At 61.0% G+C, this 14,133-nt stretch carries 8 protein-coding genes; all 8 read right to left on the minus strand.

Translation table 11 applies throughout. The annotated features are described in order from the left end of the window. Positions 1-2: 2 nt before the first annotated feature. Complete coding sequence (locus R4P64_RS11535; protein WP_172935881.1) at positions 3-1,526, minus strand: class I adenylate-forming enzyme family protein; 1,524 nt, start codon at positions 1,524-1,526, stop codon at positions 3-5. Between the two features lie 126 nt (positions 1,527-1,652). Continuing rightward, entirely contained in the window at positions 1,653-3,305 is a 1,653-nt protein-coding gene (locus R4P64_RS11540) for an FAD-dependent oxidoreductase (RefSeq protein WP_317820838.1), read from the minus strand. 11 nt (positions 3,306-3,316) lie between these two features. Continuing rightward, positions 3,317-5,560 (minus strand): molybdopterin-dependent oxidoreductase, encoded by a 2,244-nt coding sequence (locus R4P64_RS11545; protein WP_317820839.1) that lies wholly within the window; start codon positions 5,558-5,560, stop codon positions 3,317-3,319. A gap of 60 nt (positions 5,561-5,620) precedes the next feature. Next, a complete protein-coding gene (locus tag R4P64_RS11550) occupies positions 5,621-7,768 on the minus strand; it encodes a molybdopterin-dependent oxidoreductase (protein ID WP_317820841.1) in 2,148 nt (715 codons plus the stop codon). A 16-nt stretch (positions 7,769-7,784) separates the two neighbouring features. After that, positions 7,785-9,158 (minus strand): MFS transporter, encoded by a 1,374-nt coding sequence (locus R4P64_RS11555; protein ID WP_317820843.1) that lies wholly within the window; start codon positions 9,156-9,158, stop codon positions 7,785-7,787. A gap of 1 nt (position 9,159) precedes the next feature. Beyond that, positions 9,160-10,716: a class I adenylate-forming enzyme family protein gene (locus tag R4P64_RS11560; RefSeq protein WP_317820845.1), complete on the minus strand. Its 1,557-nt coding sequence runs from the start codon at positions 10,714-10,716 to the stop codon at positions 9,160-9,162. A 297-nt stretch (positions 10,717-11,013) separates the two neighbouring features. Further along, a complete protein-coding gene (locus R4P64_RS11565; RefSeq protein ID WP_172935887.1) occupies positions 11,014-12,558 on the minus strand; it encodes a class I adenylate-forming enzyme family protein in 1,545 nt (514 codons plus the stop codon). Between the two features lie 327 nt (positions 12,559-12,885). Then, complete coding sequence (locus R4P64_RS11570; RefSeq protein ID WP_317820846.1) at positions 12,886-14,133, minus strand: CoA transferase; 1,248 nt, start codon at positions 14,131-14,133, stop codon at positions 12,886-12,888.

The following is a 14,133-nucleotide window of genomic DNA, read 5'->3' on the forward strand; positions in this document are numbered from 1 at the left end:
TGTCACCGAACCTTCGCGTAGGTGTCGGGGACGTCCGCATAGGAATCGCGCAGATCTCGTTTGGCGATCTTCCCGCTGGCCATCCGGGGAAGCGGTTCATCCACGAAAACCACGTAGCGCGGAACCTTGTAGTCCGCCAGGTTCTGATTGCAGAAGTCAATGATGTCCGACTCTGTCAGGGGTACTGCAGTTTTGACAATCGCGGCGGGCGTCTCGCCGAACTTCGCGTCGGGCACACTGATGACAGCAACCTCCTCGACACCCGGAATTCGGTTGACAACCGTCTCGATTTCGGCGGGCGAGATGTTCAAACCGCCGGAGATGATCATGTCCTTGAGTCGATCGACGTAGGTGAGGTAGCCGTTCTCGTCGAGTTTGCCGAGATCGCCGGTCTGCAGCCAACCATCGATAATGGTTGCCTTGGTGGCATCTTCGTTGCGCCAGTAGCCCGGCATCATGCCGGGTCCGCGAAGCAGAATCTGGCCCGTCTCGTGCGGTACACAGTCGTTGCCCTCTGCATCGACGACACGGATCTTGGTGAAGATTCCACCCCAACCACACTTGTCGGGGTATTGCGCGGCTTCCTCACGCGGCATGGCTGTTGCGGATCCACCGATCTCCGTCTGCCCGTAAATCTGCCGAAGCTGCACCCCCTGTGCCTGCCAGGCATGCAACAGATCGACCGGAACTCTAGCGCCGCCGACGTGGGCCGTGGTCAGGTGACTCAGGTCCGCGTCCGTGAACCCCGGGACCTTGGAGATCTGATCGAAGAGGATCGGCGGCCCCGTGAGCGTGGTTGCCTTGTCCTCGGACAACACCCGAAGTGCTTTCTCCGGATCGAATTTGGGCTGCAGGAAAAGTGTTCCGCCCTGCAGCGTCACCCGAGAGATGCCCCAGATGATTCCGGCAGCACTGAACAGCGGTAGCACCAAGAGCGGACGCAGGCCGTTCGGCAGAATCGGTTCCATCAACGACCACTCGTGCATTTCACCGGAAATCGATGCGTGCGTGAAGATCACGCCCTTCGGGCGGCCCGTTGTACCGGAGGTGAACACGATGGCGGTCGGATCTTTCAGATCGACAACAGGCGTGCGGTACCCAGCGTGCGCGGCGGTACGCAACGGCCGCACATCCTGCTCGAACACTGCCAGCGAGAATCCTTCGCGAGCAGTTCGGACCTCTTCGAGCCTTGACCGCAGGTCTTCATCGCAGTACACGACGGCCGGTTCGCAGTCTTCGACAAGGGCCGTCAACTCACCGGCAAGCATGCGCTGATTGAACGGTGCCACTATCGCGCCGACTTTCAGCGCGCCGAGGGCGGCGGCACACCATTCGAGCGTATTGGCACCCACCAAGCCGACGCGGTCGCCAGGCTTCACTCCGCGGGCCGCCAGATCGTGCGCGACCCCGTCAGCCCATCGAGCCAGTTCCGCATACGTGATGACATCGCCGTCGAAGTTGATCGCGGGTAGATCGGGTTTGGTGCGTGACCAATAGGTCAGTGCATCGATAACAGTGCCGCTCATGAAGGGCCTCCCGCGTTCTCACTGGGCCGCACGAATGCGACCGATAGGTCCGAAAGATGATGTGCGCACGACAAACAGAATCATCAGTGGTTCACATCACAGTAAACTTAATCTAAAGGTCATCGGTTAATTGAGCAAGCCCTGGGACGGTGAACTTTCCATGACGGCGTGTGCAATGGCCGCAGCCTCCCGCCGATCTACCAACTTCACCCTGGGACGTTCCTGGCGGCGCCCACTCTCGAGCTCATGACGGTCGATCGCCCGCCAACCGTTGCCATCGATCAGGCTCGGGCGTCGCTGCAGGATCAACGCATGCAGAGCGCGCACATCAGCCATCGGCGTTCCCAGTCGCCCAGCGCGGTGGTCTTCGACGATCGACCTCACCGTTTCACCGGCGCAGTATCGATTGGTGCCGATCACACCGGTTGGCCCCCGCTTGATCCACCCCGCAACATACAGGCCGCGGCTTACAGTACCGGCGTCTGGATCCTGCACTCGCCCTGCCGAGTTCGGCACTGTCCCGGACCTCATGTCATACGGCAGCCCGTCAACCGGGCGCCCCCGATATCCGATCGAGCGCAGCACGAAGCCGGCGTCGAACTCCGAAACCTCCCCCGTACTTGTTGCCGCAACCCGTACCTTCTCCACTCGACGCGATCCAAGCAACTCGAGGGGTGTCGTGTCGAACCGAAGGATGATGCGCTTTTTCTCCGGATCAGTTTGTCGGGCAGCATATTCGGCAAGAAGGCGAGTTTTGGTCGTAGACGACGCGTCGACGTTCACGTGCCCTTCCACCACAACGTCGATACCCGGCAAGGAATCGAGCGCGAGCAACTCCGGCGTCGTGGCGGCCGTGAACTCCGGACCACGGCGTCCGAGAACCACAACCTCCTCGATGTCACTACCCTCGAACGCCGCCAATGCGTGGTCGGCGATGTCGGTGCGTCGCAGTACGTCCGGATCGGAGACAAGAATTCGGGCCACGTCGAGAGCGACGTTACCGTTACCGATCACCACTGCACGCGGAGACGACAGATCGAACGTCGCATCCGCGTGATCCGGGTGCCCGTTGTACCAGGCCACGAATTCACGCGCTGCGTAGCTTCCCGGGAGGTCCTCTCCCTCAATCCCGAGTCGGCGGTCGTCGGATGCACCTGACGCATACAGGACCGCGTGATGGTGGTTGAGCAGTTCCTCGGTCGTCACATCCCGACCTACCTCAACGTCGAGAAGGAATGTAAAACCGTCGCGTCGTGCAGTCCGGTCGAACACCCTCGCTACTGACTTGGTGTTCGCATGGTCCGGTGCGACTCCGAATCGGACCAGCCCACCGGCAACCGGCAGTCTCTCGAACATCGTCACCTCCACGTCGAGTCCGGACGTGGTGAACAATTCTTCGGCCGCATAAAAGGCGGAGGGTCCGGAGCCGACTATCGCCACACGCAGTGGCGCAAGCGGGGTTTCATCATCACGCGTCACTCGTGGGCCAGGTTGCACGTGCGCACCCGGCGGTTCGTTTCGCGGATGCGCGGCAAAGTACTCGGCATTGATCTCGAGGTAGCGTGCCGTGCGCTCGGTCAACGCGTCCTCCGGGACTATCGCGTCGACGGGGCACACATCGGCGCACGCACCGCAGTCGATACAGGAGCCCGCATCGATGTACAGCATCTCGGTGCTCTGGTACTCGCGTTCCTCCGGCGTCGGATGGATGCAATTGACGGGGCACACCGCAACGCAGGTCGCATCGTTGCAACAGTTCTGAGTGACAACATAGGCCATGTCGGCAATTCCTAACGCGTGCGCGTCACAGTGACAGGCACGCCGTTGAAGATGGGGGAAGCAGTGAGTGGTTCGACAATCACGTCGTCTACGAGAGCATTGACGTTGGCGCCTGGCGCGGCCGCCGAAGCAGACGTACGCAATCCACTACCGTCGTGACCCCAGCCGTGCGGCAGACTCACCACACCAGGTCGCATCTCGGCGGTCACCCGAACTTCGGCGACAACGCTCGACACCGCCGAGGTCACGTCGACTCGATCCCCGGTGTGTACGGACAAAACTGCTGCATCATCCGGATTCACGAAGAGTGCGCATTGTCCGTCGTCCGGTTGCGCCAATGCATTGTGCAGCCACGAGTTCATTCCCCGCCGCTGCCTTCGGTTGATCAGCAACAGCCCGTCGGTCGAGCGTTCCATACTTGCCCTCAAGCGCGGAATATCGTCGACGATCATCTTCGGTACCACATTTACGCGCCCGTTCGGCGTTCGCAGCACCTCAGGCAATCGGGGCTGCAGCGGCCCGAAGTCGATGCCGTTCGGAGTCGACTCGAGCATTGCCAACGTAAGTCCTCCGGGATTGCTCCCGAACCGGTCACCGAACGGCCCACTGCGCAGCCGAAGGTCCAGCAGTCTGGCGGGTCCTGTGCGCCCGGCACTCTCGCGTTCGACGTCCTCGACGCCGCAACCGGCAAGCTTTGCTGCGCGGCGCATCGCCACGGCCGCTACCTCCTCGTCGATCTCGCCGACAGCACGGTTCGGGGTGCCACTCGCGATCGCAGCAAGGCGTAGGAGGATGTGCCATTCCGACATCTCGTCAGTCGAGGTATCGAGCAATGGCGGCGTGTAGCGCGCAACGTTGCGGACTTGAAAGTGTGTGAGGGCGATGTCGTAGTGGCCGCGCGTAGCAAGCGGAGGTGGGGGCAGGATGATATCGGCATATCGAGTTGTCTCGTTGACGTAGCAGTCGATACTGACCATGAATTCGAGTTGCCCCAGGGCCTTTTCGATCGCGGTGCTGTTGGGTAGCGAGCGCGCGGGGTTGCCGGCGATGGTGACCAGCGCTCGGGTGCGGCCAGGACCGGGAGTCAGAATCTCCTCGGCAAAACACACTGCCGGCAGTTCCCCCATTGCCTCGGGTAGAGACCGCACGCGAGAATGCCAGCGAGCGAAGGTAAACGGTGGAGTCTTGGTCACCGGCCAGGTGTTCTGCCCACCGGCAGGCGGCATCGGGAACATTGCACCACCCGGACGGTCGAGATTGCCGGTCGCGATCGTGAGCACCTCGACGAGCCAATTGGCCAGCGTCCCGAATTCCTGCATACAGGAACCGATCCGAGAGTTTGCCACTGCCCGCGGTGCGCCGGCAAAACCACGTGCAACAGTGAAGATGACAGCCGGATCGATACCGCACACCGGCGCCACCACAGCGGGGGGAAATTGCGCCGCGATCGATAGCGCGTCATCGAGACCGTCCACGTGCGGAGCAGCATCACCGAGACTCGCGAGTCCCTCTGCGGCAATGACCGAGAGCAGGCCGAGCAGGAACAGCGCATCGGTGCCGGGCCTGATCGCCACGTGCAGATCACTGACCTCTGCGGTTCGAGTACGCGCCGGATCGACCACAACGAGTGTGCCACCGCGCTCGCGCAGCGCACTCAGTCGGCGAGCAATACCGGGCGCGGTAATCGTGCTTCCGTTGGAGACCAGTGGATTGCTCCCGAGGAGCAGAAGATAGTCGGTGCGGTCGATGTCCGGAATCGACAAGCCGAGACCGGTGCCGTAGAGCAGCATGTGTGCGAGGTTCTTCGGCAACGTGTCGACACTCGCGGGCGAGTACAGGTTTCGGGTGCGCAGGGCCGCAACCATCGTCCCGAGATAGAGCGACGGATCCAGATGATGGGCAGCGGGGTTGCCGGTGTACACGGCGCAGCTACCGGGATCGTTGCTCACGTACTCGGGTAGGCGTCGACCGATCTCGGCAAACGCTTCGTCCCACGTTGCCTCCCGGAACTCACCCCTGGCGCCATCGCGGATCAGTGGGGTCCGCAAGCGGTCGGGATCATTCTCCAGCCGCCCCAAACCGAGACCCTTCGCGCAACTGTGACCAGCACTGAAGACATCGTCGACGTTTGGTGACACCCCGACAACTGTGCGACCGTCGAGTTCGAAGAGGAGTCCGCACGTAGCTTCACACAGCGGGCAGATCCGAGCCCCTACGTGCGTACCGCTCGAATGGTCGGTGACAGTCGACGTCATGGGTGATCCTCTCTCCCGGCAGTCGGGATGACCTGATTCATAAACCTAATGGTCGAAGTTTTACTTGGCAAGTGCCGACGGCAGTGGATACACGGCCACGGGTACCGCCGTCATCGTCGGCATCGCGTTGATCGCCTGGGCGCCCTCGGACCGGCCGGTGAGAAGATTGACATTGCTGCCACTACTACGAGGGTCGGCATCAGGATCCAAGTCGCCGAAACAATGGGTCATCGACACCACACCGGATGGAACGGTGCGGTCGGAACGTGCGACCGCTTTCAGCTGTCCCGACTTCGAGCGCACCATGACAAGATCACCGTCGTTCACACCCAGACGAGCCAGGTCTTCAGGATTCAGATGAGCGGGATTGTGTCCACCGGGTACAAGTCCGTCCAGCGCCGTACCAACCGAGTTCATCGCCTCACGGATACGACGCACGGTCAGGCGCATCGTGAAGGCGGGATCTTCAGCCGAGATAATCGACTCCGACAGCGCCGAAACCAGTTCTGCGTAAACATCATCCGGCAAAAGCCGCAATCTGTGACCACGACCTTCCGCACGTGCCGGCCCTACCACCGAACCGCTGTGCCCCGCCACATAGCCGTGCTGTGCGGTACGGAGCCGCTCGAAGGGCACCCGACCGCGCTCGGCCAGCATCGCGAGTGCTTCGGGTGACGTCGGAGGCTTGTCCGGATCAAGAACTCGACCGGCGAATTTCAACGGCTGCCCGGAAGCGGCGGCAAGATCGAAGAAGAACCGCCAGTCGTCGACAGCACCTGGTGGCGCCTCGACAACTGGAGAGGTGTACTGCGCGAACGGTATCGGAAAGAATGCTTCCATGAGCATCGTGTGATCATCGCGCTCGTACATCATGGTTGGCGCAATGACGTAGTCGGCAAGCCTCGCCGTATCCGACATCAACGGGTCGATGCAGACCAGCAGATCCAGCGATTCGAGTGCTCGTACCGCCTTGGCCCGGTCAGGAAGTGCCGCAGCCGGATTGCCACCCGAGACGACAAGCGCTCGAATTCGATCCGGCCCGTCTTCGAGTATCTCGTCGGCAAGAATTCCCGACGGTAATTCTCCTCGCATAGCGCGGATACCACCGATGCGACTGCGGAATCCGGTCTCGAATCCCCTTTCCGGAGGTGAGACTTCGGCCCGGGCCGGCACGGATCGGCCGAGAGCCGAACGATCGTCGACAGGCTCTCCCTCACGTAGGTATCGGCCGCACACGACGTTGAGCGCCGCCACAAGATGTTCGGCCAGGTTGGAGTGCGGACCCATGCACACTCCCGTGCCCGTTGTTGCCATCCCGCGAGACGCGGACGCAAACATTCGCGCGGCTGTGCGCACGTGATCCTCCGGAACGCGGCAGACCCGTTCCACCATCTGCGGGGTCGCACCAGCAACCGCGGCGGCAAGCTCGGGCAAGTCGCCAGCATACTGTCGACAGAAATCGTGGTCGTACAATTCTTCGGAGAGAACAAGATTCAACATGCCTGCAAACAGCACAGCATCTGTGCCAGGACGCGGCGCGAGGTGCAGATCTGCGCGCGCTGCCGTCTCCGTCCGACGAGGATCCACAACGATCAACCGCAACCCGCGCTCACGTGCTTCTCGCAGTGTCACGGATGGATTCTGGACGACCGCACCGTCGCCGTCTCCGCCATTCGCGGAGACGAGAGTATTTGTCCCCGCAAGCAACCACACATCGGCAGTCTCGAAGCGCTGACGTCCGCCGAGATAGGTTCCCATCCGCTCTTGGACAACCCATTTGGCGGATTGATCGATCGTCATGGTCGAGAACAGCTTGTGCGAACCCGTCCCACGGAACCAGGCACGCGCCATCGGCGGGGTCAACGCCGCAAAGTTCTGTTGTGTCCCCATGAACATGGCAACAGACTCCGGTCCGTGTTCGTCGACGACGGCCTTCAAGCGCGCCGCGATGTCGGTTACCGCTTCCGGCACCGATACCGGCACGTGTGTGCCGGTATCGGTGCGCCGAAGCGAAGACGTCAACCTATCCGGACCGCGCGCGAGATCAGCGCCTCGGCGCCCCTTCGCGCACGTATACCCGCCAGAAATCGGATGGTGGGCATCACCGAGCACCCGAACGATCTGGTTGTCCTCGAGATCGAGCAGGACACCACACGATGCGGGACACAGACGGCAATAGGACGTCTTGCGCGACCGGGAAGTCTTCATGATTACGAACTCTCAGCTAGCTCTCGACCGGAGTAAACACCGAGGTGGTGGACGATTGCTCGAGCCGACGCTCACGACGACTCCGTAGTTGCAACACTGCCAGCGTCAGTACCGCGACCATCGTCGGCACGATCATCAACATGAAGATCGTGCGGGCATCCATGCCGGCGGCGATGAGCACTGCGCCCAGACTCGGGCCGACGATCGATCCGATTCGCCCGACGCCCAAGGCCCAACCAACACCTGTTGCTCGTGACGAGACCGGGTAGATCGATGATGCAATCGCAATGATGCCGGCTGAGCTGCCGGACATACCGAAACCCACCACGAAAATCGTCACCAGGAGCAGAAGCGAATTGCCGAGCAACATTGCCACTGCCCCGATGAAGATGGCACCAAGAGTGTATCCGGCCATGACTACGGCAAATCCATTGCCGATGCGGTCTGTGATCCGGCCGAACGTCAAAGCACCGGTCATACCACCAAGATTGAACAGGGCGGCCGCAAGTAGCGCGGTCGACGCACTCTGACCGGCGTTACTGAACAGCGAGGGCATCCAACTCAGCAGGAAATAGATCACCAGGAAGTTGATGACGAATACTACCCACAGCAGCACGGTGTCGATGGCGCGGTTGCCCGAGAAAAGCTCCCGTACAGGTGATTTCGCCTGGACCGACACATCCTGCACGAACCTGTCCGCAGCAGTGATGTTTGCCGTAGGCGCAATCGACGCAAAGATCTTCGAAGCTCCTGCGTGGTCACCGCGAGCAGCCAAGAATCGACCGGACTCCGGCAGCCAGAACCATGCCACCGCGGCTGCGACCAACGGAAGTACACCACCGATGACGAAGATCGATTGCCACCCGAACGAGGGAATCAGAAAGGCTGCCGCAAAACCTCCGACAAACCCACCCAGTGACATACCTGCGATAACCACGGTTACTGCCGTCGCACGGATTCTCGTGGGGCTGTATTCACTGGTCAGAGCAACAAGATTCGGGGTGACACCACCCAAACCCAGGCCGGCCAGGATGCGCAGCACGATGAGCATCGACATCGATGTCGCCAGCGCAGACGCCAGCGTGAAGACCGCGAAGATCACCGTACAGACAAGGATGACTCTCCGCCGTCCGTAGCGGTCGGACAACGGCCCGAACACCATGCTGCCGACAACCATAGCGCCGGCGCTCAACGCAAGAAGCAAGCCGAACGAAGCCTTCGAAACTCCCCAGGCTTCGGACAGGGCTGGAATTGCGAAACCAATCAACTGCGCATCGAGCCCATCAAGAATTGCCAGGATCAAACACACCGCGATTGTTCTCTTCTGCAAGAGAGACAGCGGCGCCTTGTCGATCAAATCCGAGATATCCACGTCTCTAGTCGTTGTCATGTCATGCGTTCCTTTCAGAGATTCGATGCATCCCGCCCACTGCAAGCGCAGATTCCGGCGCTTGCGGGAACTTGGTCCGCAGAACTGCTTTTGCCAACTTTCCGGAGAACGTGCGAGGTAGCGGCTCATCCAGAGCGACGGCGTGGCGCGGCCGTTTGAAACTTGCGAGGCTCGCACCCGCAACAACGCTGATATCTGCGACGACATCGGCCGCAGCACGGTCGCTGTGGAACACGACCATCGGAACTTCACCCCAGCGGTCGTCCGCAACCCCGATCACCGCAAGATCGACCAACCCGTCGATCACGTGCAGGGCTTTCTCGATTTCCGCCGGGTAGACGTTGAGACCCCCGGAAATCACCATGTCCTTACTGCGGTCCACCACTTTGAGGAACCCCAGGTCGTCTTGAAGGCCGAGATCACCGGTTCGCAGCCAGCCACCGACCAGGGCGCCGGCAGTAGCATCAGGTTTGTTCCAGTACCCCGCCATGACGTGCTCACCGCGGACCAGGATCTCTCCGATCTCGTTCGGCGCAGCAAACCCGCCGTCCGCAGCGCCGATCCGGATCTCGGTGCCTACCAATGCAAGACCGGCAAAACCCGGCCGCGTCCTGGCGTCTTCGTACTCGAGAGTCGATACCAGTCCGGAGGCTTCGGTCAAGCCGTAGGCCTGCGTAAGTGGTACACCGCGGTCGTTGTAGAAATCGAGGAGGTCGAGACTGACCGGCGCTCCGCCGGCGGTAGCAAAGGTGAACTTGGCCAGCTTGCGAACGCCGAAATCCGGAAGAGCAGTCATACGCTCCCAAATCACCGGCACCGTTTGCGCAGCCGTCACCTGTTCCCTCGCAAAGGTATCGAGTGCAATCTCCGGGTCGAATTCACGCAGAAGCACCATGGTCGAGCCAGGCACCAAGACCATCTGGACAAAAATCGAGATAACCGAACCGGTATAGACGAGAGGTGCCGAACACATGACACGATCACGCGCCGACAGCCCGGCACCGATCACCAAGGACAGACCGGAAGACAGTGCATTGCGATGGGTCAGCGTCGCGCCCTTCTGCACACCCGTCGTCCCCGACGTGTAGCAAATGAAGGCGGGATCGTCAGCCGAGATGTCCACAACCGGAGCCGTACCCACATCCAACAACGACTCGTACCGGCGATGAGCACTACCACCGATGGCAAAGATCTCGAAATCTACTGCTGCAGAGCTCTCTTCGAGAAGAGAAGCCAACTCGTCCTCCACGATCACCACCCGCGGCGCCGAATCGACCAGCATCGGCGCAAGCTCCTTGCCGATCAACCGGAAATTCAGCGGGACACTGATCGCACCCAACTTGAGCGTCGCCAAAATGACATGGGCCAACTCAGGCCGATTGAGCATCATGACCCCAACCCGATCCCCCTTGCCCACACCACGGGCTGCCAAACCCCGCGCCAACGCGTCGGTGATCGCATCCACCTGCGCCCACGTCTGCGACGTGTCACCAAAAACAATGGCCTGCTGCTGCGGCCGCGTTTTCCCCCAGTACCGGGTCAGGTCCGCCAAATTCATGAGCTCTCCTCGTTATCGACCTGGTTGCAATGCAATCCGAACAATTCCCAACAGCCGCCGGCGCGACACGTCCGATTCGAAATTTGGTGAGCTGAAGAGTTATGCGACCGACGGCGACAACACGATCGTGTGATGGCCATCACAGGCACCGTAGAGAACATAGCACCAACAGGTAAGTTACGCAACGCTTTTCGACCCAGACTCACAGATTCACGAAGTTGCCGGAAATGCGAAAGCTCCTCCCGCCACAGGGTTTTCAAGGCAGGAGGAGCCGGCACAAGCAATCGGACCTGGAAGTCAGTCGGCAGCTGTAACTGCCGATGCCCGAACTACTGGAACAGCCGCCGTCGGAGCCATGGGAAAACGCTCCCGGAGAACAGCTTTAGCAAGTTTGCCGGAGAACGTGCGCGGCAATGGTTCATCCAAGGCAAGTGCGTGACGCGGCCATTTGTATTTCGAGAGGTTCCGGCCGGCCACGTCGGTAATGTCCGCGACGACATCGGCAGCGGCACGGTCGCTGTGAAACACCACCATCGGAACTTCGCCCCAGCGATCGTCCACCACCCCGATCACCGCAAGATCGACCAACCCGTCGATACCGTGCAAGGCTTTCTCGATCTCCGCCGGGTAGACGTTGAGACCCCCGGAAATCACCATGTCCTTACTGCGGTCCACCACCTTGAGGAACCCACCCTCGTCCTGCGCGCCCAGATCGCCCGTGTGTAGCCAACCGTCGACCAGCGTGGCCGTCGTAGCTTCCGGCTTGTTCCAGTACTCACGCATGACGTGCTCACCGCGCACCAGAATTTCACCAACCTCGCCGGGAGCGACCGAACCGTCACCGATCCGTATCCTGGTTCCTGCCAGCGGCAGCCCTGCGAATCCCGGGCGAGTGCGGGCATCGGCGTACGTCAAGGACGACGCCATACCGGACGATTCCGTCAGCCCGTAGACCTGAGTGAGTGGAACACCCCGATCGTTGTAGAAATCGAGCAGATCGAGACTGACCGGAGCACCACCGGCACCGGCGAAGGTGAACTTTGCAAGCTTTCGAACGCCGAAATCGGGGAGCATCGTCATGCGCTCCCAGATCACGGGCACCGTGGTCGTCGCCGTGACCTGTTCGCGTTCGAAAGTATCGAGGGCGATCTCCGGATCGAACTCGCGCAAAAGCACCATCGTTGCGCCCGGTACCACCACCAACTGCATGAAGATCGACAGCACGGAACCGGTATAGACCAGGGGTGCCGAACACATCGCTCGATCACGTCCCGAAATACCATGTGCCACAACCTGTGCCAGGCCAGGTGCGATTGCACTGCGATGTGTGATTACAGCGCCCTTCTGCGCTCCCGTCGTCCCCGACGTGTAGCAAATGAAGGCGGGATCGTCAGCCGAGATGTCCACAACCGGAGCCGTACCCACATCCAACAACGACTCGTACCGGCGATGAGCACTACCACCGACGGCAAAGATCTCGAAATCTACTGCTGCAGAGCCCTCTTCGAGAAGAGAAGCCAACTCGTCCTCCACGATCACCACCCGCGGCGCCGAATCGACCAGCATCGGCGCAAGCTCCTTGCCGATCAACCGGAAATTCAGCGGGACACTGATCGCACCCAACTTGAGCGTCGCCAAAATGACATGGGCCAACTCAGGCCGATTGAGCATCATGACCCCAACCCGATCCCCCTTGCCCACACCACGGGCTGCCAAACCCCGCGCCAACGCGTCGGTGATCGCATCCACCTGCGCCCACGTCTGCGACGTGTCACCAAAAACAATGGCCTGCTGCTGCGGCCGCGTTTTCCCCCAGTACCGGGTCAGGTCCGCCAAATTCATGAGCTCTCCTCGAGATCGACTCGGTCGCGGCGGGAAGCATCCTCACTCGCGACCTGTTCGACAGGTGTGATCCGGATCGAATCGCACCATCTTGTTTGTTTTCCCTGCACTGCTGCGTCGGCCACATCGACGCGGATGTGATCGCGCTCACCGCATCCCTCAGTAAATCTAACATCAATAGATATCAATTACCAGGCAATTCGCAACTATTCTGCCGACGGATCGAATCGTATCGAAGACATGAAAAAGCCACTCGTGCATATGATTTCATGCACGAGTGGCGCGGCCAGGCCGGCGAACGACTATGAAGTTGTCGGAGCGCGCAGCCTACAATCCGGTTCCAACGGGAGCGGCAGCAGCGGGATCGACCACCGATCGTGCACGCTCCGGTGAGTAACCGGCGACCTCACACAAGACGTCGATCGTGTCCACACCGAGCCGAGGCGGAAGATCCGGAGCGAATCTCTCGCCCGCAATCCGGACAGGACTGGTCACGAACTCGAGTTCACCGACCCCGTCGTAGTCGACTCGATACGTATTGGCGCGAGCACGAAAGTGGGGATCGGCGATCATGTCGGCAACGCTGTTGACCGGACCACCGGCAATCTCGTGTTCGAGGAACAGAGCAACCCATTCGGCTCTGGTCCGTTGCAGAAATACTTCTCGCAGGGCGCGCCACACCAGATCTGCACGAGCCGGCGCACCGTCATCGGCACTGCTCAAGTCGATGGACAGCAGATCCTCTCGACCTACCGCAACACAGAAATTGCGCCAGAATTTGTCCACGTGAGAACCGAAGAGCATCGCCTCGCCGTCACTGGTCCGGTACGCCTCCAGTCGTGGCCAGTCCGGCAATCTACCGTCCTGCATCCATGACGGCCTAGGAATCGACCGCTCCTGGTTGAGTTCCGCATCGATCATGTCCGGCACCCATGCCGCTGCAATATCGATACCGGCTACCTCGAGTTGCACCGCTTCGCCGGTCGTACGTGCGCGATGCAGCGCGGCCAACAACCCCATCGCTCCATACGCGCCGAGCGCGTACATCGCGATGGGTGGTGTGGTCGATCCCGCCATCCCGACGGTAGGCGGGTCGGTTGGCGTCGTCACTTCCCGTAGGCCTGCATATGCGTCGAAAACCGGCCCGCCGGTTCCCATCTGCCGATAAGGTCCGTCCGATCCCATCCCCGATACCGAGCAGAAGACGATACGCGGATTCACCTGCCGCAGTTGCTCGTAACCGATTTCCAGCCAGTCCAGATAGCCCCCGCGCATGCCCTCGATCACGGCGTCGCACGAACCCGCCAAGTCGAGGAACGCCTGCTTTCCGGCTGGACTACGCAGGTCAAGCGCCACACTCTTCTTGCCGCGATTCCAACGTAAATGCATGAACGCCGGGCCGTCCTCGTCCCCGATCGCCCGACTTCCTCCGACTCGAACCGGATCGCCGAGTGGCCCGGACTCGATCTTGACGACTTCGGCGCCCAAGTCGGCTAGATGTCCGCCGAGCGAGGACGGGGCGAGTTGGGCGACCTCGAGTATCCGCACACCACTGAGCAACGAGTATCCACTCAT

The organism is Rhodococcus sp. IEGM 1366 (assembly GCF_033142425.1).
Lineage (GTDB): Bacteria > Actinomycetota > Actinomycetes > Mycobacteriales > Mycobacteriaceae > Rhodococcus_F > Rhodococcus_F globerula.